This is a genomic window from Crenalkalicoccus roseus, from assembly GCF_004761865.1.
Classification (GTDB): Bacteria; Pseudomonadota; Alphaproteobacteria; order Acetobacterales; family Acetobacteraceae; genus Crenalkalicoccus; species Crenalkalicoccus roseus.
In genome coordinates, this window is record NZ_SJDM01000010.1 from 37,172 (window position 1) to 62,826 (window position 25,655).

At 77.0% G+C, this 25,655-nt stretch carries 19 protein-coding genes and 1 tRNA gene; 8 read left to right on the plus strand and 12 right to left on the minus strand.

The genetic code is table 11. The features are described from left to right. Positions 1-30: 30 nt before the first annotated feature. Positions 31-918, plus strand: a complete 888-nt coding sequence (gene radC, locus ET526_RS09955) for a RadC family protein (protein ID WP_240048342.1) — start codon at positions 31-33, stop codon at positions 916-918. 14 nt (positions 919-932) lie between these two features. Here the strand turns inward: radC and ET526_RS09960 are convergent, their stop codons facing one another. The 4 genes from ET526_RS09960 to ET526_RS09975 are packed head-to-tail and all read right to left on the minus strand — an operon-like array spanning position 933 to position 11,603. Next, positions 933-1,736: a formyltransferase family protein gene (locus tag ET526_RS09960; RefSeq protein WP_135467544.1), complete on the minus strand. Its 804-nt coding sequence runs from the start codon at positions 1,734-1,736 to the stop codon at positions 933-935. After that, complete coding sequence (locus ET526_RS09965; RefSeq protein WP_135467599.1) at positions 1,736-3,022, minus strand: aminotransferase class I/II-fold pyridoxal phosphate-dependent enzyme; 1,287 nt, start codon at positions 3,020-3,022, stop codon at positions 1,736-1,738. Before ET526_RS09965 ends, ET526_RS09960 begins: the two co-directional genes overlap by 1 nt. Before the next feature lie 5 nt (positions 3,023-3,027). After that, a complete protein-coding gene (locus ET526_RS09970; RefSeq protein WP_135467545.1) occupies positions 3,028-10,317 on the minus strand; it encodes a type I polyketide synthase in 7,290 nt (2,429 codons plus the stop codon). After that, positions 10,314-11,603: a glycosyltransferase family 4 protein gene (locus ET526_RS09975; protein WP_240048344.1), complete on the minus strand. Its 1,290-nt coding sequence runs from the start codon at positions 11,601-11,603 to the stop codon at positions 10,314-10,316. Before ET526_RS09975 ends, ET526_RS09970 begins: the two co-directional genes overlap by 4 nt. A gap of 179 nt (positions 11,604-11,782) precedes the next feature. Here ET526_RS09975 and ET526_RS09980 point away from each other — a divergent pair, with 179 nt between their 5' ends. Then, positions 11,783-12,214 carry a hotdog fold thioesterase gene (locus ET526_RS09980; protein WP_135467546.1) on the plus strand — a complete coding sequence of 144 codons (432 nt, stop codon included), beginning with the start codon at positions 11,783-11,785 and terminating at the stop codon, positions 12,212-12,214. 12 nt (positions 12,215-12,226) lie between these two features. Here ET526_RS09980 and ET526_RS09985 read toward each other — a convergent pair whose 3' ends face one another. Further along, positions 12,227-12,913, minus strand: coding sequence for a hypothetical protein (locus ET526_RS09985; protein WP_135467547.1), 687 nt, complete (start codon positions 12,911-12,913; stop codon positions 12,227-12,229). A 244-nt stretch (positions 12,914-13,157) separates the two neighbouring features. Between ET526_RS09985 and ET526_RS09990 the strand changes: the two genes are divergently transcribed. Continuing rightward, positions 13,158-13,234 (plus strand) — tRNA-Pro (locus tag ET526_RS09990). Positions 13,235-13,289: 55 nt separating this feature from the next. Here the strand turns inward: ET526_RS09990 and ET526_RS09995 are convergent. After that, the gene (locus tag ET526_RS09995) at positions 13,290-13,481 is read right to left on the minus strand and encodes a DUF2842 domain-containing protein (protein ID WP_135467548.1); all 192 of its coding nucleotides are present in this window, start codon (positions 13,479-13,481) and stop codon (positions 13,290-13,292) included. A 207-nt stretch (positions 13,482-13,688) separates the two neighbouring features. Between ET526_RS09995 and ET526_RS10000 the strand changes: the two genes are divergently transcribed. Both ET526_RS10000 and ET526_RS10005 read left to right on the plus strand, forming a co-directional pair. After that, a complete protein-coding gene (locus ET526_RS10000; protein WP_135467601.1) occupies positions 13,689-14,204 on the plus strand; it encodes an adenine phosphoribosyltransferase in 516 nt (171 codons plus the stop codon). A gap of 318 nt (positions 14,205-14,522) precedes the next feature. Beyond that, positions 14,523-15,500, plus strand: a complete 978-nt coding sequence (locus ET526_RS10005; RefSeq protein WP_135467549.1) for a hypothetical protein — start codon at positions 14,523-14,525, stop codon at positions 15,498-15,500. 192 nt (positions 15,501-15,692) lie between these two features. Here ET526_RS10005 and ET526_RS10010 read toward each other — a convergent pair whose 3' ends face one another. The 4 genes from ET526_RS10010 to ET526_RS21255 form a co-directional block, all read right to left on the minus strand. Then, on the minus strand, positions 15,693-16,052 hold the full coding sequence (locus ET526_RS10010; RefSeq protein WP_135467550.1) for an Hpt domain-containing protein: 360 nt from the start codon (positions 16,050-16,052) through the stop codon (positions 15,693-15,695). A gap of 133 nt (positions 16,053-16,185) precedes the next feature. Continuing rightward, on the minus strand, positions 16,186-17,214 hold the full coding sequence (locus ET526_RS10015; protein ID WP_135467551.1) for an NAD-dependent epimerase/dehydratase family protein: 1,029 nt from the start codon (positions 17,212-17,214) through the stop codon (positions 16,186-16,188). A gap of 109 nt (positions 17,215-17,323) precedes the next feature. Next, on the minus strand, positions 17,324-18,352 hold the full coding sequence (locus ET526_RS10020) for a phosphatase PAP2 family protein (protein ID WP_135467552.1): 1,029 nt from the start codon (positions 18,350-18,352) through the stop codon (positions 17,324-17,326). 22 nt (positions 18,353-18,374) lie between these two features. Continuing rightward, the gene (locus ET526_RS21255) at positions 18,375-20,120 is read right to left on the minus strand and encodes an adenylate/guanylate cyclase domain-containing protein (RefSeq protein ID WP_158295552.1); all 1,746 of its coding nucleotides are present in this window, start codon (positions 20,118-20,120) and stop codon (positions 18,375-18,377) included. Positions 20,121-20,279: 159 nt separating this feature from the next. On the opposite strand from ET526_RS21255, the gene ET526_RS10030 reads away from it, so the two are divergent. The 3 genes from ET526_RS10030 to ET526_RS10040 all read left to right on the plus strand — a co-directional run bounded on the left by ET526_RS10030 (position 20,280) and on the right by ET526_RS10040 (position 23,467). Further along, positions 20,280-21,713, plus strand: coding sequence for a S8 family serine peptidase (locus ET526_RS10030; protein WP_158295553.1), 1,434 nt, complete (start codon positions 20,280-20,282; stop codon positions 21,711-21,713). A gap of 81 nt (positions 21,714-21,794) precedes the next feature. Next, complete coding sequence (locus ET526_RS10035; RefSeq protein ID WP_135467554.1) at positions 21,795-22,835, plus strand: WD40 repeat domain-containing protein; 1,041 nt, start codon at positions 21,795-21,797, stop codon at positions 22,833-22,835. 212 nt (positions 22,836-23,047) lie between these two features. Next, entirely contained in the window at positions 23,048-23,467 is a 420-nt protein-coding gene (locus ET526_RS10040) for a DUF3775 domain-containing protein (RefSeq protein ID WP_135467555.1), read from the plus strand. 60 nt (positions 23,468-23,527) lie between these two features. Here the strand turns inward: ET526_RS10040 and ET526_RS10045 are convergent, their stop codons facing one another. Beyond that, positions 23,528-24,268 (minus strand): DUF1194 domain-containing protein, encoded by a 741-nt coding sequence (locus ET526_RS10045; protein WP_135467556.1) that lies wholly within the window; start codon positions 24,266-24,268, stop codon positions 23,528-23,530. Positions 24,269-24,350: 82 nt separating this feature from the next. Further along, complete coding sequence (locus tag ET526_RS10050) at positions 24,351-25,511, minus strand: DegT/DnrJ/EryC1/StrS family aminotransferase (RefSeq protein ID WP_135467557.1); 1,161 nt, start codon at positions 25,509-25,511, stop codon at positions 24,351-24,353. Positions 25,512-25,655 lie beyond the last annotated feature (144 nt).

A 25,655-nucleotide genomic window follows, 5' to 3' on the forward strand; every position in this document is an offset into this window, starting at 1 on the left:
GCCCGCGCTCGGCAGGAGGCGGGGCGGGACGTGTGGCTGCGTAGGCTTCTGGGGGGAGCGTCCGGGCGCGCGGCGCCGGGAGGCGGTGCCCCCGACCATGAACACCCCCATGCGCGGATCCCCGGCCTCGCCGAGGCCGGCCCCGGCCCCATCGAGGGCCTGCCCCGCCCGGAGGCCGGGGAGCGGAGCGGCAGGGGGTGGAAGCCCGCCGCCCCCGCCGCGGCGGGGACGGAGCTTCCCTTCCCGAGCACCGGCCCGCACGGCCACCGCGGCCGGATGCGCGAGAAGCTGCTCACCCGCGGCCCCGACGCGCTGGCGGATTACGAGCTGCTCGAGATGCTGCTCTACTTCGCCATGCCGAAGGGCGACACCAAGCCGCTGGCCAAGGCGCTGATCAACCGCTTCGGCAGCTTCGCCAGGGTGCTCGCCGCGCCGCAGCAGGCGCTGCTCGACACGCGCGGCCTCGGCCCGCACAGCGTCGCGGCGCTGAAGCTGGTGCAGGCGGCGGCGCTGCGCATGGCGCGGGCCGAGGTGATGGAGCAGCCGGTGCTGAACAACTGGGACCGGCTGATGGACTACCTCACCGCCGCGCTGGCGCGCGAGCGGACCGAGCAGTTCCGCGTGCTGTTCCTCGACCCCAAGAACCGCCTGATCGCGGACGAGGCGCAGGCGCGCGGCACCGTCAACCACACCCCCGTCTATCCGCGGGAGGTGGTGAAGCGCGCGCTCGAGCTGCATGCGACGGCGCTGATCATGGTGCACAACCACCCCTCGGGCGACCCCACGCCGTCGCGCGCCGACATCGAGATGACGCGGGAGGTGAAGGAGGCGGCGGCGGTGCTGTCCATCGTGCTGCACGACCACGTCATCATCGGCAACGGCCGCTGGCTGAGCTTCCGCCGCGAGGGGCTGCTGTAGGGGCGCCGCCATGCTCAGGCGCCCCGCGCGCCGAGCGCCGCGCGCAGGTCGGCGAGGCCGACCGTCCGCCGCCGCCGCCGCGCCAGCGCGCGCAGCATGTCGGGCGGGGGAAAGGGGCAGTAGGGCAGCGGCGCCGGCGGGGCGGGCTCCGGCGCGCCCGCGGCGAGGGCGCGGATCGCCTGCTCGAGCAACGCCACCCCCGCCTCGTGCAGGCGCCGCGCCGCGGCGGAGGCGGTGGTGCCGGCCGGCAGCGCCAGCGCCGCCTGCGCCAGCACCGCGCCGGCGTCGATGCGCTCCGCCAGGCGGTGCACCGTGACGCCGAAGCGCGGCGGGTCCTCGGCCAGCGCCCAGAGCGTCGGCGCCGGGCCGCGGTGCAGCGGCAGCAGCGAGGGGTGCAGGTTGATCCCGCCCATGGGCGCGAGGGCGAGCGTCTCCGCGGCGAAGATGCGGTCGAAGTGGAAGGAGACGATGAGGTCCGGCCGCGCCCGGCGCAGCGCCGCGGCGGTGTCCGGCCCGTTCACCTCCTCCACCTCGAGGAGCGGGATGCCGCGCGTCGCCGCCATCGCCGCCAGCCCGTCCGCGCCGCCGAGCAGCCGCCGCGCCCGCGCCAGCATCTGCGGCAGCGCGTAGTTCACCGCGAGATAGGGCAGCAGCCGCGGGCCGGAGCGGCGCAGGTGCCGCCAGCCGGCGCGCAGCAGCCCGCCGCGCACGCCGCGCGCGCGGCCGATCAGCACCACCTCCGCCGCGCCGCCTTCGAGGAAGCGGCGCAGCGCCGCGGCGCTGAGCGCGCTCTCCAGCGTGAACAGGGCGATGCGCATCAGCGCGACGCGGCGACGAGCGCGGCCACGGCGCGCTCGATCTCCTCCGCCGTGTGCTCGCTGCACAGGAAGAAGCGCAGCCGCGCCGAGCGCTCCGGCACCGCCGGGAACAGGATGGGCTGCACGTTCACCCCCGCCTCGAACAGCGCCGCCGCCATGCGCGCCGCCCGCACCGAGCTGCCGAGGATCACCGGCACGATGCCGAGGCCCGCGGAGCCGCCCGTGTCGAACCCCGCCTCGCGCGCAAGCCGCAGGAACAGCGCCGCGTTCTCCTGCAGCCGCCGCACCCGCCAGGGCTCGGCCCGCATCACCCGCAGCGATTCCAGCGCCGCGGCGGCGAGCGGCGGGGCGAGACCCACGGAATAGACGAAGCCCGGCGCGGCGTGGCGCAGCAGGTCCACCAGCGCGCGCCGCCCGGCGATGTAGCCGCCGCAGGCGGAGAGCGTCTTGGACAGCGTGCCCATCCAGATGTCCACGCGCGCCGGGTCCACGCCGCACTGCTCCGCCACCCCCTGGCCGGTCGGGCCGAGCACGCCGAGGGAATGCGCCTCGTCCACCATCAGCAGCGCGTCGTGGCGCTCGGCGATCTCGACGAAGCGGGCGAGGTCCGGCACGTCGCCGTCCATGCTGTAATGGCCCTCGATCACCAGCAGGGCCCGGCCGTGGCGGCGGCGCTGCGCGGCGAGCTCGCGCTCCGCCGCGCGCCAGTCGTTGTGCGGGAAGGCGACGCGCCGCGCGCCGGCGAGCCGCGCCCCCTCCGCCACCGAGTTGTGGATCAGCGCATCGTGCAGGATCAGGTCGCGCGGCCCGAGCAGCTGGCCGATGACGGTGACGTTGGTGGCGTGCCCGCTGACCAGGGCGAGGCAGGCCTCGGCGCCGTGATGCGCGGCGAGCGCCGCCTCCAGCGCGCCATGCACCGGCCGCTCGCCCGAGGCGAGGCGGGAGGCGGAGGCGGAGACGCCGTGCCGGTCGATCGCCGCCTTGGCCGCGGCGGCGACGCGCGGATCGCCGTTCAGGCCGAGATAGTTGTAGGAGGCGAAGTTCAGGCATTCCCGCCCGCCGATCACGCTGCGCGCCCCGGCGATGCCCTCATGGGGGCGGAAATACGGGCTCTCCAGGCCGAGCGCGGCGCCGGCCTCGCGCATCATCGCGATCTCCGCCGCGCCGGGCAGGGTGGAGAGGTCGCGGCCCGGGCTCGCGGCCGGCGCGGCGGGGGCCTCCTCCCCGCGGCGCCGGGTCAGGCGCTCGAGCAGCGCCGCGCGCGCCGCCGCCGAGAGGCCGCCCATGCCGCTCACGCCGCCGCCTCCACCGCCGCCGGCGCCTCGGGCGGCGGCTCGTGCGCGGCGATCAGCGCCGCGACGCTCTCCTCCGCCCGCGCCTCGCGCGCCGCCGCCGCGATGCGCCGCGCCAGCGCCTCCACCGTCAGCGTCTCGGTCACGGCGGAGAGCGGCACCGGCATGCCGAGGCGCTGCTCCAGCGCCGTGCGCAGCTCCATCCCGCCCAGGCTGTCGAGGCCGAGCCCGGCCAGCGTCGCGTCCGGCGCCACCGCCGCCGCGGGCAGGCGCAGGATGCGGCCGAGCTCGGCGGCCAGCGCCTCGCGCAGCAGGCCGAGGGCCACCTCCTCCGGCGCGCCGCGCAGCAGGGCGCGCAGATCGGCCTCGCCCGGCAGGGCGGCGGCCTCACGCACCGCCTCGAAGGCGGGCTCGGCCAGGACGGAGAGCGCCGCCCCCGCCTCGCCCCAGGCGATGCGCGCCACCCCGGCGCAGGCGGTGCCGGCGGCGAGCAGCGCCGGCAGCGCGGCGAGCGCCGCCTCGGCCGGCACCGGCTGGGCGCCGAGGCGGCGGCGCAGCGTCTCGGCCGTGCGCGCCTCCCGCGCCAGCACGCCGGCATCGGCGATCGGCCCCCACTGCACGGCGAGCGCCGGCCGCCCCTCCGCCCGGCGGCGCCGCGCCAGCGCCTCCAGCGCCGCGTTGGCGGCGACATAGGCGGCCTGGCCGGGATTGCCGACCGCGACCGTCGCCGAGGAGAACAGCAGGAACAGCGCCAGCGGGTCGGCGGCGGTCAGGCGGTCGAGGATCTCCGCCGCGCGCAGCTTGGCCGCCAGCACCGGCGCGGCGCGCGCAGGGTCGAGCGCGGCGGCGGCGCCGTCGGCGAACACCGCGGCGGCGTGCACCACGCCGCGGATCGGCGGCATGGTGGCGCGGATCGCCCGCAGCGTCGCGGCGAGCGCCGCCTCGTCGGCGGCGTCGCAGGCCAGCAGGCAGGCGGCGGCGCCGCGCGCGGCGAGGTCGCGCAGCGCAGCCTCGGCGCCGGGCGTGTCGGGGCCGCGGCGGGAGAGCAGGGCCAGGTGGCGCACGCCCTGCGCCGCCAGGAAGCGCGCCGTCGCCAGGCCGAAGCCCTGCGCGCCGCCGACCACGACGACGGTGCCGCGCGCCGCCTGCCGCAGCGCGTCGCCGCGCGCGGGGGCCGCGCCCGCCGCCGCGGCAGGCGGGCGCAGCACCAGCTTGCCGATCCGGCGGCTGGCCTGCAGCGCGCGGAAGGCGCCCTCCGCCTCCTCCGCCGCGTGCACCGTGGCGGGCAGCGGGCGCAGCGTGCCGGCGGCGAGGCGCGCGGCGATCCCGGCCATCAGCCGCGCCGCCAGCGCCGGGCGGGCGCGCGGCAGCTCGTCCACGTCCACGGCGAACCAGGTCGCGTTGCGGCGCAACGGGCGCAGCGCCACGCGGCGGTTCTCGGCGAAGTCGCGCTTGCCGAGCTCGACGAAGCGGCCGAAGGGCCGCAGCAGGCCAAGCGAGCGCTCCATCGCCTCCCCGGAGAGGGAGTTCAGCACCACGTCCACGCCCTCCGCCCACGCGCCGCGCAGCGCGTCGGCGAAGCCGGGGTCGCGCGAATCCAGCACCAGCGCCGCCCCGGCCGCGCGCAGGAAGGCGCGGCGCGCCGGCGTGCCGGCGGTGGCGGCGACCACGGCGCCGCGCGCCAGCGCCACCTGCAGCGCCGCGAGCCCGACCGCGCCGGCGCCGCCATGGATCAGCACCCGCTCCCCCGCCTCGACCCGCGCCAGCTCCTCCAGCGCGTGGACAGCGGTGAGGAAGGCGACCGGCACCGTCGCCGCCGCCGCCGGGTCGAGGCCGGGCGGCAGCGGCGCCAGCGCCTCGGCCCGCGTCACGGCGTGCGTCGCCAGCGCCGAGGGCGCGATGCCGAAGACGCGCTCGCCCGGGCGGAAGGGCACGCCCTCGCCCACCGCCTCCACCACCCCGGCGCATTCCATGCCGAGGCCGGGGCCGGTGAAGCCGGGCAGCAGCGTCTCCTCCGGCAGCAGGCCCTGCGCCCACATCAGGTCGCGGAAATTGATCCCCGCCGCCTCGACGCGCAGCGCCACCTCGCCGGGGCCGGGCAGGCGCGGCGCCATCCGCTCCCAGGAGAGCGTCGCGAGCTGGCCGGGCTGACGGATGGCGAGGCGCAGCGGCCCGGGCGGGCGCGGGGCGGGCGGCAGGCCGGGGCGCAGCCGCGGCACCAGCCGCGCCTCGGCGGTCAGCGTCACCTCCGCCTCGCCATCGGCCTCGTGCAGCAGCTCGACGGCGAGGCGGCGCGCCGCCGCCTCCGGCGCCAGGGCGGGGCAGAGGTCGAGGCGACGGGGCTTCAGCCCGGGATGCTCGTTGGCGAGCACGCGGCCGAGGGCGAAGACCGCCGCCGCGGCGGGGTCGTGCCGCCCGCCCTCGGGCTGCTGCCCGCCGCGCGTCACCAGGCGGAAGCCGGCCGCGTTCCCCTCTGCGGCGGCGGCGAGGCGGGCGAGGGCGGCGAGTGTCGCGGCCAGCGCCTCCGGCGTGGCGCCGCCGCCGGCCAGCGCCACCACCAGCGCGTTGTGCAGCGCGCGCGGCGGAGGGGGCGCCGCCGCGAGGTCCTCCACCGCCACCGTCGCGCCGCGCGCCTGCAGCGCCGCGGCGAGCGGCCCGCGCAGCGGCGCCATGGCGGCATCGGCCAGCAGCACCACTCGCCGCGGCAGCGGCGCGGGGAGCACGGCGGCGCCGGCGGGGGCGCGGGCGGCGAGCAGCACGGCCGGCCAGGGCGCGGCGGCGAGCGGGGTGACGGCGCCCTCCTGCCAGCCCTCTGCCGCCAGCAGCGCCGCCCAGCTCTCGGCGCCGGGCAGGGGGGAGGCGCCGCCCGGCGCGCTCCACCAGGCGGGATCCTGGCCGCAGGCGAAGTCCCAGAGGCGGCCGGGCAGCGGCTCGGCCAGCAGCAGCGCGCCGCCGGGGGCGGCCGCCCGGCGCAGCGCCGCCGGCAGGGAGGCGCCGGCACGCAGCCGCAGCCCGGCGCCGAGGCCGATCACCAGGTCGGCGGCGACGGGCGGCGGCTCGGCGCCGAGCGGGTCCCAGAGGGCATGGGAGACCTCCACCCCCGGCGCCTCCGGCGGCGGCGCGGCGGCGGCGCCCTCCGGCAGGCTGGCCGCGCAGTAGAGGATGCGCCGGCCCGGCCCGGCCAGGGCGGCGACGGCGCGGGCGGTCAGGCCGCCCGTCCCGGCGCCGATCTCCAGCACCCGCAGCGGGCGGGCGCGCGGCCAGCCGGCGGCAAAGACGGTGAGCGCGGCGGCGAGCACCCCGCCCAGCCGGTCGAATCCGGCCATGGCGGCGGGGAGGGCGGGCTCCGCCGGGTCCGGCGCGGCGCCCGCCAGCGCCTCCGGCAGCCGCTCCGCGGCGCGGGCGAGCCAGGCGAGTTCGGGGGCGAGGTCGGGCTGCTCCAGCAGCACCTGCCGCCAGATCTCCCCGGCCGGGGGCAGGTCGGGCGCCGGCACCGGCCGGAGCCCCGCCGGGCCCGGCGCGGCGAGGCCGTCCGCCGCCAGCTCCTCCAGCAGGGCGCGGGCATAGCGCCCGGTGGCCGGGGCGGCGGCGAGGGCGGCATGCGCCGCGGCGGCGCAGTAGCCCTCCAGCAGCATCGCCGGCTCGGGGAGGCCGAGCTCGGCGTCGCGCGCCCGCGCCGCCTCCACCGCCGGGGCGAGCGGCACCGTCTCCGGCGGCTCGGCGGCGGGGCCGGGCAGGGCGGGCAGCAGGTCGAAGCGGAAGGCGTCCGCCTCCGGCGCGGCGCGGCCGGGCAGGCGGAGGCGCTGCAGCCAGGCGCCCTCCAGCACCGCCACCGGTGCGCCGGCGGCGTCGTGCAGCACGAGGTCGGCGGCGACGCTGCGGGTGCCGCGGGCGGCGATGCGGATGGCGGCGCCGGTGGCGGGCGCGGCGTCCCGCCGGAGCGCGAGGCGGGCGAAGCGCACCGGCACCAGGCCGGTTCCGGGCTCCGCCGCCTCCTCGGCCAGCAGCCCGACCAGCCCCTGCAGCGCGCCGTCGAGCCGCGCCGGGTGCAGCAGGAAGCCGGCATCGGGCGGCGCCGCCTCCGGCAGGTCCAGCGCCGCCCGGGCGGTCCCGGCGGCGGGGTCGAGCGCGACCGAGGCGACGGCGGCGAAGGCGGGGCCGTAGCCGAGCCCGGCGCCGGCGGCGAGCGCGCGCAGCGCCGCGCCGTCCATGCGCGAGCCGCCCGAGGGCGGCGGCGCGGCCGGCGGCAGGCGGGGCAGCGGGCCGGCGCGGCCCTCGGCGTGCAGCGTCCAGGGCTCGTCGCTCAACCGGCGGCGGCTGCGCAGGGTGAAGCGGCCGGACTCGTCGAGCTCGCAGCGCAGCTCCCGCGTCACCCCCTCCTCCAGCGGCAGGGCATGCGGCACGGCGAACTCCGCCACCTCCAGCGCCGGCGCCTCCGGGTGGCGGAGCGCGGCGGCGGCGAGCGCCATCTCCAGCATCGCCGCCGCCGGCAGCACCGGCTCCCCGGCCAGGCGGTGATCGGCGAGCCAGGGCTCCTGCGCGGTGTCCAGGTGGCGGGTCCAGACCCCCGGCTCCGCCCCCTCGCGGCAGCCGAGCAGGGGGTGGTCGTGGCGCGGCGCGGCGAGCGGCGTGGCCTCCGGCGTCGGCGCGTACCAGATGCGGCGGCGCGCGAAGGGGGTGCGCGGCACGGCGCGGCGCTCGGCGGGGCCGGCGAAGGCGGGGCCGCCGCGCGGGTCGGCGCCGCGGACGAAGGCGCGGTCGGCGATGCCGGGGAAGGGGTCGCCCTCCCCGTCGCGGCGCGAGAGGGTGGGGAGGATCGCCGCCTCGGAGCCGGCGGCGCGCAGGCTCTCGCGCAGGTAGGATTGCAGCGCCGGGTGCGGGCCGATCTCCAGGAACAGCGCCGGGCGCCGCGCCGCCGCGGCCTCGACCGCCGCCCGGAAGCGCACCGGCTCGCGCAGGTTGCGCCACCAGTAGGCGGCGTCGCAGGCTTCCAGCGCCTCCCCGGTGACGCTGGAGAGGAAGGGCAGGCGCGGCGGCCCGCCCGCGAGGCCGCCGAGCTCGGCCAGCAGCCCCGCGCGCACCGGGTCCATCGCGGCGCTGTGGAAGGCGTAGTCGAGGTCGAGCGGCACGAAGCTCCAGCCCCGCGCCTCCGCCGCCTCGGCCAGGCGGCGCAGCGCCGCCTCCGGGCCGGCGATGGTGAGGGCGGCTGGCCCGTTGATCGCCGCGATCTCGAGCCCCGGCCCGCACGCGGCCAGCACCGGCGGCGCCTCCGCCTCGGGCGCGCCGAGCGCGGCCATGCGGCCCTCGCCGCGGGTGCGGTGCTGGTGGCGGCTGCGCGCCACGATCAGCCGCGCGGCTTCGGGCAGGCCGAGCAGCCCGGCGGCCAGCGCCGCCGCCACCTCGCCGACCGAATGGCCGAGGCAGAGGGCGGGGCGGATGCCCTGCGCCGCCAGCGCCGCGACGATGCCGTGCTGCACGGCGAAGAGCAGCGGCTGGGCGCAGTCCGTCGCCGCCAGCGCCTCCGCTGTCACGCCCTCCGCCAGCCGCTCCGCCACCGACCAGCCGAGCAGCGGGGCGAGGGCGGCGTCGGCCTCCGCGACGGCGGCGCGGAAGGCGGGGCTGGCGGCGAAGGCGGCGCGGGCCATGCCGGGCCATTGCGCGCCGTTGCCGCTGAAGACGAAGGCGATGCCCTCGCCGCCGCGCGGCGCCTCCCCCGCGATGGCGGCCTCGGCCTTGCCGCCCTCCCAGGCGGCGAGGGCGGCGGCGAGCGCTTGCGGGTCCCCGCCGCGCAGCGCCAGCCGGTGCGGCCGCAGGTCGCGGTGCCGCGCCGCGCCGCGGAGCAGCGCCGGCAGGGCGGGGGCGGGCGTCTCCGCCAGCCGCTCCCGCCAGCGCCCGGCGAGCGCGCGCAGCGCCTCGGCGGAGGGGGCGGAGAGCAGCAGCGGCGGCGGGCCGGCCTCGGGCGCCGTGTCCGGCCGGGGCTGGCGCGGCGCCGGGCCGAGCAGCGCGCAGGCGTTGGTGCCGCCGAAGCCGAAGCTGTTGACGCCGATGACGGCGCGCCCGCGCCGCGGCAGCGCCTCCGCCGCCACCGGCACGCGCAGCCCGAGGCCGGCGAAGTCGATGGCGGGGTTCGGCGTCTCGAAGTGGAGCGAGGGCGGGATGCGGCCGTGCTCCAGCACCAGCATCGCCTTCAGCAGGCCGACCAGGCCGGAGGCGGGCTCGGTGTGGCCGATATTGGTCTTGGCCGAGCCGATCGGCAGCGGCGCCTCGCGCCGGCGGCGGCCGATGGCGGCGCCGATGGCCCCGGCCTCGATCGGGTCGCCGGCGGCGGTGCCGGTGCCGTGCGCCTCGAAATAGGCGAGGCGGTCGGGCGTGACGCCGGCCTCGGCCAGCGCGCGCTCGATCAGCGCCTGCTGCGCCGCCTGGCTCGGCAGGGAGAGGCCGACCGTGCGCCCGGCGGCGTTGGCGGCGGTGCCGAGGATGACGGCGCGGATCTCGTCCCCGTCCGCCAGCGCGTCCTCCAGCCGCTTCAGCACCATCACCACGGCGCCCTCGGCGCGGACATAGCCGTCCGCGCGGGCGTCGAAGGCGTGGCAGCGCCCGCGCGGGGAGAGCATCCCGGCGCGGGCGAAGCCGATGAAGGGGAAGGGGGAGAGCAGCAGGTTCACCCCGCCCACCAGGGCGGCGGGCAGGCGCCCCGCGCGCAGCGCCTCGCAGGCCCAGTGCAGCGCTACCAGGGCGGAGGAGCAGGCGGTGTCCACCGTCTGCGCCGGCCCGCGCAGGTCGAAGACGTTGCCGATGCGGTTGGCGAGGATGGAGAGCGCCGAACCGGTCATGAACCAGCGGTCGCCCGAGGCGGCGTCGGCCTGGCGCAGGTCGCCGTAGTCGGTGAGCGAGGCGCCGACGAAGACGCCGGTGCCCGACCCGGCGAGCGCGGAGGGCGGCCAGCCGGCATCCTCCAGCGCCTCGGCGGCGGCTTCGAGCAGCAGGCGCTGCTGCGGGTCCATCTCCGCCGCCTCGCGCGGGGAGATGCCGAAGGCGCCGGGGTCGAAGCCGGCGACGTCGCCGAGCGTGCCGGCGGCGAAGCTGTAGGACTTGCCCGGCTCGCCGCGGCGCGGATGGGCGAAGCGGGCCTGGGTGAAGCGGTCGGCCGGCACGGTGGTGACGGCGTCCCGCCCCTCGGCGAGCAGGCGCCAGAAGGCGTCCGGGTCCGGCGCGCCGGGCAGGCGGCAGGCGGCGCCGAGGATGGCGATGGCGCCGCCCTGGCGGCGCGGGGGTGGGGGCGGGATCATGCCGGGCGCGCCCCGGCGGCGAACGCGGCCCGCCCCGGCAGGGCGAGCGGCGGGACGGGCAGGGGGCGCTCCGCGGCGCGCGTCGCCGCCACCCGTTCGAGCAGCCCCTCCACCGCCGCGAAATGCGCCTCCCAGCTCGGTGGCCGCCAGGCGGCGAGGCGGGCGAGCTGCGCCGCGCGCCGCGGCGACTCCGGGGCGGCGTAGTCGAGCACGGCGCGGCGCCAGGCGGCGCCGTCCAGCGGGTCGAGGAACTCCGGCACCGCGCCGCCCACCTCGCGCAGTGCCGGGATGTCGCTGCAGATCGCCGGCACGCCGAGCGCCAGCGCCTCGGCCAGCGGCAGGCCGTAGCCCTCGGCGAAGCTCGGGAACAGCAGGGCGCGGCTGCCGGCGAGCAGGGCGGCGGCCTCGGCGTCGGAGGGGGTGCCGAGCTCCTGCACCAGGCCGCGCAGCGCCCCGCAGCGGTCGAGCAGGTCGAGGATGTTCTCGTTCTCCCAGCCGCGGCGGCCGAGCAGCAGCAGGCGCGGCGCGCCGGGCGCCGGCCGGGCGGCGAATTCCCGCCAGAGGTGCAGCAGCAGCAGGTGGTTCTTGCGCGGCTCGATGGTGCCGAGGCAGACGAAGCGCGGCGCCTCCTCCGCCGGCGCCGGCGGGGCGGGCGGCCGCGGATCGAGGCCGAGCGGCGCCACGGCGAGGGGTGGGGCCACGCCACGGGCGGCCAGGTGCGGCCGCAGGCTGGCCTCGGTGGCGGCGGAGTTCACCAGGATGCCGTCGGCCAGCGCCGCGGTGATGGCGACGCGCCGCGCATGGCGCTCGACCTGCGGCGGGCGGGCGTATTCGGGATGGGTCAGCGGGATCAGGTCGTGGATCAGCGGCACGAAGGCCGCGCCCGCGCGACGCAGCGCCATGATCGGCGCGGCGCGGTCGAGCCCGCGATGCGAGACCAGCAGGAAGACGGGGCGGCGGTGCGCGCCGAGCGTCGCCCTGAGCGCCGTGCGCCCGGCGCCGAGCACCTGCGCGGCGGCAAGGCCGGCGGCACAGCGCCAGCGGCGCGTGGCCGCCTCGCGCCCCCCGCCTTCCCAGGCTGCCCGCACCGCCTCCACCAGCGCCGCCACCGCCTCCCGCGGCACGGCGGCGAAGCCGCCCCAGGCGCTCTGCGCGACGAAGGTGCATTCCCGCGCCGGCCGGGCGAGCCAGCGGCGCGCATAGGCCATCTCGACACGGTCGATGCCCGAGGGGGCGGCGCGGTGGACGGAGAACAGCAGGCGCGAGATGTCGAGGATGACGTGCACAGTGCTCCCGCCTTATTGGTCCGGAGTGTTGCTGTGTCCGCCGGCGCTTCGCGAAACGGCGAGAACCGATGAGTAGCTTGTATGCGATCCGATGGTCAACCTGTGCGAGAGATGATGCGCGCGAAAGTTGCACGCCGCTGCCACTCCCGCCGCCTGTGGGGAAGAGGAGTGCGCGCGCGGTGAGCATCTGGAAGAAGCCCTTCACCCAAGACGGCTTCGCCGCGGCGCATGAGGGGACGCTGCCCGGCCTGCTCGGCATCCGCCTGCTCGAGATCGGCCCCGACTTCGTGCGCGCCGAGATGCCGGTGGATGAGCGCCACATCCAGCCCTTCGGCATCCTGCACGGCGGGGCGAGCGTGGTGCTGGCGGAGACGATCGGCTCCTTCTGCGGCGTGATGGCGCTGCCGGAGGGCCAGGCGGTGGTGGGGGCGGAGGTGAGCGCGAGTCACCTCGCACCGGTGCGGCGGGGCGATTCGGTGCAGGCGCTGTGCCGGCCGCTGCGGCTCGGCCGCACCCTGCAGGTGTGGGAGATCGCGCTGCGCCGCGGCGACGGCGCGCTCACCTGCGTCTGCCGCCTGACTGTTGCGGTGCGCGAGGCGCGGGCGGGCTGATCCGCGCTCCGCTCAGCCCCTGCGGCGCTGGAAGAGGGCGGCGCGCAGGAGGCGGCAGGCGGCATCGCCGTGATAGGCGGCCCAGGCGCAGATGCCGGCGAATTTCAACCCGTCCTCCAGCAGGATCTGCCAGCGGCCGAGGCCCGGCTCGGCGATGTCGAGGAGGATGCTGGCGCCGAACAGGCACAGCGCCGCGGCCATCAGGTCGGCGCGGAAGCCGAGATGCAGGCGCCGGAACGCCCAGAGGTAGCCGAGGGCGAGCAGCCCGTAGGCGGCGAAGATGGCCTCCTCGGGAATGCCGAACAGGGTGGGCAGCACCACCTCGTGCAGCATCAGCGCGTCGTCCAGCCCGAGCAGCGCCGAGAGCCCGCCGCCCGCGGCCGCCATGCGCCAGGCGCCGCCGGGGTGGCCGCGCAGGGCGGCGGCCGCGGTCAGCGCCGCGACCGCGGCGGTCCACCAGGCGAGCACGCCAAGCTGCGAGAACAGGCCGAGATGCCAGGGCGCCCCCGCCGCCACGGCGGGGTCCCGCAGCGTGAGGTCCGGCTCGAGCCCGAGCAGGAAGGTGGCGGCGAACACCACCGCCAGCGGCCCCCCGACGACCAGGGGCAGCGGCGCGAGCAGGCCGCCTGGGGCGCCATCTGCCCTGGCGGCCGCGCCGGCGCGGTGAGGGTGGCTGGCGTTCAGCGTGGCCTCGCTCATGCCTGTCCTCCTGTGCCGGGAGGTTACAGGCATATGACATGCCAGTCGGGATCCGCCCTGGCGTTTCAAGGGCTTGCCCGGCGGCGGGCGGCGGTCGCGAGGGGTGGTGTAAGATATACCGACAGCCCGGTGGAGGGCGCGCTCGGCTCCGCATCGCCGCCCGCCGCGCCGCTTGCCGGCGCGACGTGGCCTCGCTATATGCCTCGCCCCGTCACGGCCGCCCGGCCGTGGCGGCAGCCCCGACCGGAGCGTAGCTCAGCCTGGTAGAGCACTGTGTTCGGGACGCAGGGGCCGGAGGTTCGAATCCTCTCGCTCCGACCAGTCGGGCGCCATGCAAGCCCCGCCGGCCCGCCGGCGGGGCTTTCGCCTTCCAGGCTCAGCGCGCCCCCGCCGCCCAGAGCATCAGCCGCCGCGCCGGCAGCACCCAGAGGGTGCCGGCGAGGGCGAAATAGGCCACTTCCAGCGCCCAGTGCCGGCCGAGCACATGGTCGGCCAGGGCCACCGCGGCGGCGACATAGGCAAGGAAGCCGACCAGCCCGAGCGGCACGGCGAGAGCGAGGCGCGACATGGCGCGCAGATGCCCCCGGACGCCGCCGCCGCCAAGACGCCGCGGCCGGAACGGCACCGGCGCCGCGCCCCGGCGGTTCCAGCCCTCCGCAATCTGCTCTAATACCGGGTGCCGGCCGGGCGGCGCCGAGTGCGGCCCGGCCGCCCGGCAGCCTGCCGCACCCTGTTCCCCGAGCGCAGCGGAGCCACCGTGGCGGACACCGAGAGCATCGACCTGAAGGAGCATATCCGGGGCATCCCGGATTTTCCCAAGCCGGGTATCCTGTTCTACGACATCTCCACCCTGCTCCGGCACGGCCCGGCCTGGAAGGCGGCGATGGCGCGCCTCGCCGCCGCGGTGCGGCCGCACCGGCCGGACCTGTTGGCCGGGATCGAGAGCCGGGGCTTCCTGGTCGCGGCGCCGCTGGCGCTGGAACTCGGCCTCGGCTTCGTCATGCTGCGCAAGCGCGGCAAGCTGCCGGGGCAGACCATCGGCCTCGACTACGCGCTGGAATATGGCGCCGACCGCATCGAGATGCAGGCCGACGCGGTGCAGCCCGGCCAGCGGGTGGTGGTGCTCGACGACCTGCTGGCCACCGGCGGCACCATGGCGGCGGGCATCGCCCTGCTGCGCGAGGCGGGGGCGGTGGTGCCGGCGGCGGCGGCGCTGATCGAGCTGACCTTCCTCGGCGGCCGCGGCCGCCTCGACGTGCCCTTCGAGGCGCTGCTCCGCTACGACCGCTAGAGCGTTTTCCATTCGCCTCGGCTCACGGAAAATGCTCTAGCTCGTTGATTGTGCAGCATCTTCATCTGTTCGGCTGAGCCCAGCTGAACGGGATCTGCTCTAGCGATCCGTGCCTGGGGGCGGGTCCCGTTTCCGGCCCCCCGCGATCTGCTCTAAGGATGCGCCGCCGCGTCCGCGCGACGGCGGCCACGAACCGGGCGGGCCGCCCCCGCCCTTCCGGCCGGCGCCTGCCCCGGATGGGGCGGCACCGGCCCCACGGCGTGGTCCCGGCGAAACCCGCCTCGCCCGGATCATGCGCCAGGGAGGAGGATGCCGCCGATGCACGCGCCGACGCGACGTGCGCTGCTCGCCACCCCCATCGCCGCCGCTTGGCTGGCACGGCCGGCGGCGGCGCTGCTGCCCGGCGCCGCCACCCTGCTGGTGCCCGGCCCGGCGGAGGGGTCGCTCTCCGCCTGGACAAGGCGGCTGGCGGAGGCCCTTGCCCAAGGCGCCGGCACCGCAGTCCGGCTGGAGCGCAGCGTGCTTGGCGGGCCGGACGGCGTCACCGCCGCCAACCGCTTCGCCACCGCGGCGGGGCCGGACGGGCGGTCGCTGCTGGTGCTGACCGGTGCGGCGGCACAGGCGCGGCTGGTCGGCGACCCCCGTGCCCGCTTCGATCCCCGTGGCTGGCTGCCGGTCTGCGCCATGCAGGCGCCGGTGCTGGTGGCGGGGCGGGCGGCGATGCCGCGCCCCGGCGGCCGGCCGCTGCGCCTCGGCCTCGGCGCTGCGGAAGCGCCGGGCAGCGCGGCGCTGCTGGCGCTCGACCTGCTCGGCATCGCCGCCACCCCGGTGCTCGGCCTCGGCCCGGCGGAGGCGGAGGCGGCGCTGCGCCAGGGCGCCGTGGAGGCCATCGTACTGCAGGGGCCGGGCGCGTTGGCGCGGCTGCGGACGCTGGGGGCGGAGGCGTGGTTCCGCCTCGATGCCCTGGCCGTGCCGGAAGCCGCGGCCATGCCCCTGCCCGAGCCACTGTCCGGCGCGCCGGCGCCGCTGCTGGCCGCGCTGCGCGCCGCCGGCGCCTGCGCCGGCCTGCCGGCCTGCCTGGTGCTGCCGGCGCTGACGCCCGCCGACTTGGTCGCGCTCTGGCGCGGCGCGGCGCGGCGCTGGCTGGAGGAGGAGGGGCGGCACACCCCGGAGGGGGTGCGGTTGCTGCCAGGGGTGGAGGCGATGCCGTGGCTTGCGGCGCTCGCCCCATCGCCGGAGGCGAGCCTCGCCTATCGCGAATGGCTGCTGCGGCGGCTGCGCTGGCACCCCGGATAGCGCCTGATCCGCGAAGGCGTGTGCGCCGGAGCGGTGAATCAGCCGCCCGGCAAGGGCGCCTGATCCGCGAAGGCGAGTGCGCCGGAGCGGTGAATCAGCCGCCCGGCAAGGGTGCCTGATCTGCGAAGGCGTGTGCGCCGGAGCGGTGAATCAGCCGCTCGGCAAGGGTGCCTGATCCGCGGCTTCGGGGCATCAGGCCCAGGCGGGGCCTTCCTCCGCGGGGGCGGGGGTGGCGGCCAGGGCGTTGAGCGCGACCAGGGCCGCCGCGCCGTCGGAGCGGGTGCGGGCCACCAGCTCCCGCGGATCGGTCCCGGGGGGCGGGGCGATAAGCTGGCGCGCGGTGCGCTCCAGCGTCAGGGCGCCGAGGCCGGCGGCGGCGCCGGCGAGGCCGTGCGCGGCGCGGCGACAGGCTTCCTGGTCGCCGCTGGCCACCGCCGCCTCCATCTGCGCCACCAGGCGCTCCAGATCCTCGGCGAAGGTCGCGAGGACGCGCTGCAGCCCGGGACGCGGGATGTCATTGGCCAATTGGCGGGCGATGATGGGGTCGAGCACGCTCACCTCCCGAAGTTGGGGTCTGAGGCGCGGAATTTACAACTAAAAGTCGTCTTACATTGGTTAAAGTAACCCTAACGAGCATCCGACGCAATTCACACATCCCGCGAGCCTCGCTCCGGCCAGGGCAGCCTCACCCTGCGCCCCGCCCCTCCTTCCCCTCCCGCCAGGCGATCAGCCGGCGCAGCCCCTCCTCCATGTCCACCAGCGGCCGCCAGCCGATCGCCCGCTCCGCCGCCTCATGCGCGATGCGGAACGCGCCGCCGGAGGTGAGGCGCACCTTGCCCGGCTCCTCGCCGACGAATTCGGGCTCCGGCGCCGGGTGCCCCCCGGCCCCGGCGAGCCGCGTCACCAGCCGTACCAGCTCGAGCGTGGTGATCGGGGCGGGCCCGGAGCAGTTCACCGCGACATCGGTCGCCGCCGCCTCGAAGGCCATGCGGTTGGCGCGGGCGAGATCACCGACATAGACGAAGTGCTTGGTCTCGCTGCCGTCGCCGAAGACCTGCGGCCGCTCGCCGCGCCGCACCCGGTCGTAGGTTTCGATGATGTAGAGGGCGTTGGCGGCGCGGTAGTGCTGCCGCTCCCCGTACACGGTGGAATAGCGCAGCACCACGTAGTCCAGCCCGTGCCGGCGGTGGTAGTCGCGGCAGAGCTGCTCGCCGATGATCTTGGAGGCGCCGTAGAGGATGGCGGCGGGCGGGGCGCCGACGCTGTGGAAGGGCGTATCCTCGACGAGCTCGCCCGCCACCTTCGGCCCGTAGCCGTACACCGCGTTGGAGGAGGCGAAGACCACCTTGCGCGCCCGGTTGGCGCGCGCCGCCTCCAGCGCGTTCTGCACGCCGCGGATGTTGACGTCGAGCCCGCCCCACGGGTCGCGGTCCATCGAGAGGGTCATGTAGGCGGCGAGCAGCAGCAGCCCCGCCGCCCCCTCGGTGGCGCGCAGCAGGTCGGGCAGGCGCATCACGTCGCCGCGCACCAGCCGGAGGCGCGGGTGGTCCTTCAGGTGCGCGACCGCCTGCTCGGAGCCGAAGGCGAAATTGTCGAACAGCACCACCTCGGCGGCGCCATGGTCGAGCAGCTCCCCGGCGGTGGCGGAGCCGACGAGGCTCGCGCCGCCGACGATGACGAAGCGGTTTCCGGCGACGGGCAGGGCGGCGGGCATGGGCGTTCCTCCTTGGACCGAGGCATGATTACGCGCCGCGCCCGGACGCGGCCAAGCCCGGGCGGGGCGCCCGACCCGCCCGGATGATCGCGCCCGAAGGCGGCCCGCCTCAGGGTCCCGTGCCGCGCGGGTGCCATTCGCTCCTTGCCACCGGCAGGAGTTCCTGCACGCTGGCGCAGCGCTTGAGGAGGGGCCAGGCCCGCTCGGCCAGGGTCTCGCCGATCCGGGAATCGCTCGGGTAGTGCACGCCGATCACTTCGCGGTTGCGGGCGATGCGGCTGGCAAGGCGCCGCAGCGGCCGGTGATGGGCAGGCGGTGCGGCCACGGCGGCGGGCAGCACCTCCTCGAGCAGCCAGGCGATCAGATGCGCCTGGGTCGCGTGACCGCTGGGATAGGCCGGATGGCCGGGCGGATCTATCGACGGCATCAGCGCGGGAGAGAGGCGGGAAGGGCGCGGCCGGTCGAACCGCCGCTTGAAGTGGGTGGCGAGGAAGCTGCCCGCCTGCAGCGCCGCGGTGCAGAGATAGGCGGTCGCCGGATGCGAGGAGCGGTTGAAGGTGAGGATGCCGGCGAAGTAGTCGAGCATGCCGGCGCGCTGCGCCATCGCCTCCGCCATCACCGCCGGGCGGTACTCCACCAGCGCCCGCAGCTCGGCCAGCTCCGCGTCCACATCGGCATAGCCCATGGCGGCGAGCACCTGGTTGTAGTGGTCCGGCGAGGTGGGGGCGGTGTCCAGCAGGGCCGTCCATTCCGGCTGCGCCGGCGCCGCGGGCGGGCTCGCGGGCCAGGGATCCGGCAGCGGCGGCATCAGGGTGACCAGCTCGGCGAGCACGGACTGCGCGAAGTGCCAGCGCGACCAGGCGCCGTAGCGGAACGGCAGCAGCGACGCCGCCGCATGCGCGAAGGTCGTGCCGTGCGGCGCCGAGGGCCAGGCGACGTGGGAGGGCAGCGGCGGCGGCCAGCGCTCGCCCTCGAAGGCGGGGGGATCGAGGTCCGGTATGGCGGCGACGGAAGGCGCGACGCCCATGGGGCGGTGCGCGCCGGCGCCGCGGCGGGCGGCGAGGGCGAGCGCCGTCCCGTCGGTGCCATCCGTCCCGTCGGTGCCGTCGGTGCCGTCGGTTCCGTCGAATCCGCTCATCCCTGTCCTCCCAAGGCGGGTCTCACGGCAGTCCGGCCGCGCGCAGGTCGCGCGCGAAGCGCGCGCGCAGGGCCGGCTCGCGGAACGGCATGCGCGCGCGGACATACTCCTCCAGCCGGAAGCCGGGCTCGGATTCGAGCATCCGCCGCGCCGCCTCCGCCGCCTCGTCGGTGCGGCCCTGGGCCGCGAGCGCGGCGGCGAGCACCCGCCAGCTCGAGGCGTGGTCCGGATTGGCGCCGATGGAGGCGCGGCTCCAGCGCTCGGCCCTGGCGAGCTCCTCGTTGGCGTAGTGCGCGATGGAGAGGAAATGGTGCTGCGAGAAGCGCAGCGGGTCGTAGGGCGAGAGGCGCAGCCCGCGCTCCGCGTGGCGCACCGCCTCCCCGCCGCGCCCGAGATAGCTCAGCGTGCAGCTCGACAGCGTCCAGGCGAGCGCGCTGTTCGGGCAGGCGGCGAGCGCCTGCTCGAAGCACCGCATCGCGGTCTCGCAGTCGTGCCGCAGATAGGCGGCGAGGTGCCCGTAGGTGGCGAGGGCGAGGGCGTTGCCGGGGTCGAGGGCGATCGCCCGCTCGGCCAGCGCCATCGCCGCGGCGTTGTCCGCCGCCGGATCGGCCGACCAGCCGCGGCCGATGTTGAGGCTGTGCCAGCGCGCCGCCCAGGCGAGCGGCAGCGCGAAGCCCGGATCCTCCGCCGCGGCGCGGCGCAGGTGGTCGAGCGCCTGGCGGAACGGCCCCCGGTCGCGCCCGGCGAGCGCGTGCAGGCCGCGCAGCAGCAGGTCGTAGGAGGTGAGGCTCTCGGGCCGCTTGCGCATCGCCTCGCGCAGCGCGCTCGCCCGCACGTTCGGCGCGATGCCCGCCACCACCTGGCCGACGATCCGCTCCTGCAGCTCGAAGATGTCCTCCTGCGGCGCGTCGAACCTGTCGCCCCAGAGCATCGCGCCGCCCGCCGTCTCGGTGAGCTGGACCGAGACGCGCAGGCCGCGGCCGGTGCTGCGCAGGCTGCCGGTGACCACGAAGCGCACGCCGAGGGTGCGCCCCACGCGCAGCGGATCGGGGCGCTGCCCGCGGAACATGCGTGCCGAATCCTGCGCGATGACGAACACCTCGTGCAGGCCGGCGAGCGAGGCGATGACGTCCTCGACGATCCCTTCGGCGAGGTAGTCCCGCGCCGGGTCGCCGGTGCGGTTCTCGAGCGGCAGCACGGCGACCGAGGGCAGCCGCGCCGGCGGCGGCGGCAGCGGCACCGGCACGACGCCGGCCGGCCCCTCGATGGCGAAGGCCCGCACCGTGCGCGAGAGGTTGCGCAGCGGCAGGTCGCCGAGGTCGCGCGCCGGCCCCGCCGCGCCTTCCGGCAGCGCCGCCAGCGCCTCGCGCGACAGCACGGTGCCGCCCGGCGTGCCGTATTCCTGCAGCCGCGCCGCGAGGTTCACGGTGTCTCCGAACACGCCCTCCGCGCTGGCCAGCACCGGGCCGCAGTGGATCGCCACGCGGAAGGCGATGGGCGGGCGCTGCGGCTCCGCCTCCGAGGCCGCGAGCGAGGCGGCGTGCAGCGCGCGCGCCCAGGCGAGCGCGGCGGCCGCGTCGGGGAACTCGGCCAGCACGCCGTCGCCGCGCAGCTCCGCCACGCGCCCGCCGTGGCGCCGCGCTTCCGGCGCCACCACGCCGCGGTAGAGCGCGAACCAGCGCTCATGCGTGCCGATCTCGTCCGCCGCGGTCAGGATCGTGTAGCCGACGATGTCGGCGAAGGCGATCGCCGCATGCCGCCGGCGCATCGGGGCCGGGTCTTCGCCGCCTCCGGGATCGGATGGCTGTGCAAGCATGCGCGGCGATGTCGCCTCGGTCTCGACCCTTCGTGCCAGCCTCCCCCACGCATCTTCCTTTTGCAAGCGTCGCATTGCGTGGCGCATGCTGGCGGCGGAGACGAGGACACCATGGCCGATCCCGGACCGATCCGTTTCATCCTGGAACTGGACCTCGCCCGCCAGGAGGGGAAGAACAGGAAGGAGCTGCTCGCCCTCTACGACGCGCAGGACATCGCCGGCCTCAGGGCCTGGATCGACCGCCATCTCGGCACGGCGAACCTGCCCTACCGCATCGTCGAGCTGCCCTCCCTCGCGCCCCGCTTCGTGCAGGCCGAGGACCGGCCGCTGTTCCGCGAGGACGGCGCCGCGCCGGTGCCGGAGCGCCTCGTCTTCGGCCTCTGGGCGGCGGACGAGCCGACGGTGCGGCGCTTCGAGCGGCTGGCGCTCGACAAGGGGGAGGAGCTGGCGGCCGATGCGCGGATCGGCGCCTTCGACTCCTGGTGCCCGGGCGAGGGCTGGCCGCCGCTCTTCGCCACGCGCGCCCGCGCCGAGGCGCTGATCGGCGCCGCCGCCCTGTCCGGCCGCTCGCCGCCGCTGAAGGGGGCGAGGGTGAATGTGGTGGTGGTGGATGACGGGCTTTCCGTCGCCCGGCTGCGCCAGCTCTTCCCCGGCCTGCGCTATGCCGGCGGCTGGCGGCTCCGCCGGCTCGGGGAGCCGGACCGGCTGCCGGGTGCCGGCCGCCCGGACGGGCACGGCACCATGGTGGCACGCAACCTCCTTTCGCTCGCGCCGGAGGCACGCCTCTTCGACCTGCCGATGCTGCCCGACCGCATTCGCCGCGTCCCGGCCTATATCGGCTGGGCCCATGGGGTGCTCTCCTGGGTGCAGTGGCAGATCCGGCTCTGGCGCGCCGCCCATCAGTTCGCCCGCGATCCCTGGGTGTTCTGCCATGCCTGGGGCATCTACGACCGCCGCAGCGAGACCGTGCCCGGCGCCTACACCAACAATCCCCGCCACCCGTTCAACCGGCGCGTCGGGCTGATGGACCAGGACGGCCACGACCAGGTGTTCGCCGCCGGCAATTGCGGCCAGTTCTGTCCCAATGCGCGCTGCGGCCCCGGGGATCGCGGGCCCGGCGAGAGCATCCTCGGCGCCAATTCCCACCCCAGGGTGCTGACGGTGGGGGCGGTGCGCGCCGACGGGCTGTGGCTCGGCTACTCCTCGCAGGGGCCGGGACAGGAGGGGTTCCTCGAGGAGGCGCCGCGGGACGCCCGGCAGGTGGAGAAGCCGGATCTCTGCGCGCCGAGCCATTTCGTGGAGGCGGCGGACGGCCATGCGCTGAGCTCCGGCACCTCCGCCGCCTGCGGCCTCGCCGCCGGCGCGGTGGCGGCGCTGCGCAGCGCCCCGAAGCTCGCCGGCCTCGATCCGGAGAAGCTGCGCGCCCTGCTGCGCGACCGCGCCTGCCGGCCCGCGGGCGCGGGCTGGGACCCGCGTCTGGGCCATGGCATCCTCGACCTCCGGCGCATGGTGGCGCACCTCGCCGCCGAGGGGCTGCTGCCGTAGGACGCCGCGGCTCTGGACCGCACTCCCCGGCGGTGGCAGACCGGCCGCGAGGACGCCGGGACGAGGCGCGGAGGAGGGGCGATGTCGGCAGCGAGCGAGGCGGATTTCCTGCTGGACCGGCGCGGCGTCGGTCGCGACCTCGGCGCCTGGGTGGTCGGCGTGGCCTTCGCCCGTCGCAGCCCGGCCTGCGCCTTCGCGCTCGGCGACGGCACGCTGCGCCTCGCCGCGCTGCCGGCGATGGGCGAGGCATGGCGCGATGCCGCGGCGCATGAGGGCGGCGCCTGCCTCTGCCTCGCGGCCGATGCCGGAGACGGCTTCCTCTCGGGCGGCGACGACGGGCGGCTGGCGCACACCGCTGCCGACGGTACGGTGCGGGAGGTCGCGCGGCTCGGCACCATGAAGTGGGTCGAGCACGTGGCGGCGCACGAGGCCGGCATCCGCCTCGCCGCGGTCGGGAAGCTGCTGCACGTCCTCGACGCCGGGGGGGCGACGCTGAAGACCCTGGCGCACCCCTCCGCCGTCGGCGGCATCGCCTTCGACGCCAAGGGCAAGCGCATCGCGGCCAGCCACTACAACGGCGTCTCGCTCTGGTTCGTGGCGGCGCGGGAGGACAGGCCGCGCGTCCTGGAGTGGAAGGGCAGCCACGGCGCCGTCGCCATCAGCCCGGACGGCAGCCACGTGGTCACCGCCATGCAGGAGAACGCGCTGCACGGCTGGCGGCTGGAGGACGGGCAGCACATGCGCATGTCCGGCTACCCCTCCAAGACCCGCTTCCTCTCCTTCACCGCGCGCGGCCGCTGGCTGGCGACCAGCGGCGCCGACAGCGTGGTGCTCTGGCCCTTCTTCGGCGGCGGCCCGATGGGCAAGGCGCCGACCGAGCTCGCCGGCGGCGACGGCGTGCTGTGCAGCGCCGTCGCCGCCCACCCGCAGCACGAGGTGGTGGCGGCGGGCTTCGCCGACGGGCTGGTGCTGCTGGCCGAGATCGCCTCGGGCCGGGTGGTGCCGGTGGCCGCACCGGGGCGCGGGGCCGTTTCGGCACTCGCCTGGAACGCGGCGGGGACGCATCTCGCCTTCGGCACCGAGACGGGCTTCGCCGGCCTCGTGGACCTCTCCCGCCGCTGAAACCCCCTGGCGGCGCTTGCCGGCGGGCCCTGCCCATGCCCAAATCGGCCGGGTCGCGCGGGGCGGGAACCGGCCCCGCCTTCCGCGTTAGAGCGGATCGCGGGCGGCCGCAACCGGTTGGGAGGCGACTCCGCTCCGCGAACCACAGGGCGCCGTTGCCGCCGGGTAGGGCGGGAACGGCCCCGGCCGCTCAGGCCAGGGGGACGAAGGCGATGGCGGAGCCCGACGACGACGAGGTTGATCTCGGCATCAGCCTGGAGACGGTGGCGACGGTGGTGGACCTCGCCCGCGCCGTGCAGGGCACGGAGGAGGGCGATCCCGCCCAGCTCTCCGAGGACGAGGACAGCCCCGCGGCGCTGCTGCAGGAGCATCCGGAGGACGCCACCGAGGACGCGCTGCACGACTTCATCGCCGATCTGAACGAGGACGAGCAGGCGGCGCTGATCGCCCTCGCCTGGGTCGGCCGCGGCGACTACGGCCCGGAGGAGTGGGAGGAGGCGGTGCGCCTCGCCGCCGAGCGCAACGAGGGGCGCGACGCCGCCCGCTACCTGATGTCCATGGACATGCTGGGCGACTTGTTGTCGGAAGGCGTGGCCGCCTTCGGCCTCTCGATCGAGGATGTGGAGCGCTGAGGCCCTGCCAGGCGCCGCCTCCTTCGGAATGGGCCGGCCGCGCCTCCGCCCGGGCGGGGATCAGCCCCGCGCTGCCGGCTCCCGCGGCGGGCCGGCGATCTCGCGGATCAGCTTGCGCTTCACCGCCTGGCCGAAGCTCTCGAAATCCTGCGCGACGATCAGGAAGGAGCCGGGACCGCCGATCACGCTGTCGCGGAAGTAGTCGTCGAGGGCGATCGGCGGCAGGCGCCCGAAGGTCGGGCGGTCGTTCAGGATGGGCAGGCCGTTGATGATGATGCCCTCGGCCAGCGCGCGGTCGCGCGCCTGCTCCGCCGGAGGGCCGCTGTTGTTCACCCCGTCGCCCGAGACGTCGATGATCCGCCGCGTCGCCTCGAAGGGCGCCTCCGCCATGACGCGGCGCGAGAAGTCGATGGCGCCCGAGATCGAGGTCCAGGAGAGGGAGACGCGCGGTGCCTGCGCCAGCCGCTCCGCCCAGCGGTCGGCCTCCGCCTGGCTGGCGATGCGCGTCCAGGGCAGCACCAGGCGCTGATACTCGATGCCGGCCCACTCGACATAGGCGATGCCGATGGCGCCGATCATGCCGCCGCGGATCGCCTCGACGATCGCCGGGTCGGAGACGGCGGCGCGGTAGCCCTCCCGCTGCAGCCGCGCCTCGTCCTCGTCTATGGAGCGGGAGACGTCCACTGCCAGCACGATGAGGACGTCCACCGGCTCGTCCGCGCGCGCGCGCCGTGGCAGCGCGCCGAATTGGCCGGAGACGGCCACGGCGCCGGCCGTGGCGAACAGGGACCGTCGGCGCATGGCCGAGCCCTCCGCGATGAGCGCCTCATGGAAGCGCAGGCGGGGGGCGCGGTTCAACGGTTCTCGCGCCGCGCCGCTCCGATCACAACCCCGACAGCACCGCGGCGCAGACCCGCTCCGCCTGCGCCTCGTCGAGATAGGGGTGCATGGGCAGGGACAGCACGCGGTCGCACAGCGTCTCGCTCACCGGCAGGGGCGGCGGGCCGCCGGCGATCGAGGCCGCGTGGTGGCGGGCATAGGCCGGCTGATGGTGCAGCGGCTTCGGGTAGTAGATCGCGCTCGGCACGCCCTGCGCCGCCATCGCCTGCTGCACCCGCGCCCGCGCCGCGGCATCGGGCAGCAGGATGGTGTAGATGCCCCAGGCGCTCTCCGCCCCCTCCGGCAGGCGCGGCACCGCCACATGCGCGCCGAGCCGCTCGGCGTAGAACGCGGCGAGCCGGCGCCGCGCCGCGAGCTCGTCGGCGAGCAGCGGCAGCTTGGCGAGCAGGATCGCCGCCTGGATGGTGTCGAGGCGGCCGTTCATGCCGGTGCGCAGCACCTCGTAGCGGGTGCGCCCCTCGCCATGGGTGCGCAGCGAGCGGTAGAGCTCGGCGCGGCCCGCATCATTGGTCAGCAGCGCCCCCCCGTCGCCGTAGCAGCCGAGCGTCTTGGTCGGGTAGAAGCTGCAGGCCGTCGCATCCGCCCAGGCGCCGAGGCGGCGCCCGTGCAGCGCGGCGCCGAAGGCCTGCGCCGCGTCGTCGAGCGCGAACATGCCGCGCCGCGCGCACAGCGCCTCGATCGCCGGCCAGTCCGCGGGCAGGCCGTAGAGATCGACGCCGATCACCGCGCGCGGGCGCAGCCGCCCCTCGCGCTCCACCAGCGCGATGCGCCGCTCCAAATCCGCAAGGTCGAGGTTGAAGCTCGTCTCCTCCACGTCCACGAAGACCGGGGTGGCGCCGAGCACCAGCGGCACCTCGGCGGTGGCGGTGTAGGTGAAGGCGGGCAGGAACACCGCGTCGCCCGGCCCGATCCCCTCCGCCATCAGGGCGATCTGCAGCGCGTCCGTGCCGGAGGAGACGCCGACGCAGTGCGCCGCGCCGGTGAACTCGGCGAGGCGCGATTCCAGCTCCTCCACCTCCGGCCCCTGCACGAAGCGGCCGGAATCGAGCACCGCGGCGATGCGCAGGTCGATGTCGTCGCGGATCAGCGCCTGCTGCGCCTTCATGTCGAAGAAGGCGATGGGACGGGGACGGGGAGCGGTCATGCGCGAGCAACCTGATGCGGCCGGGCGGGGCGCCCGCCCCCCAATTACGGTCCGCATCGTGGCCGCGGAAGTCACCGCTCGTGTCATTCGGCAACGCGAGGAGCGGCGGCGTTGCGGGTCCGGATCGGATCGCGGGCCCTGCCG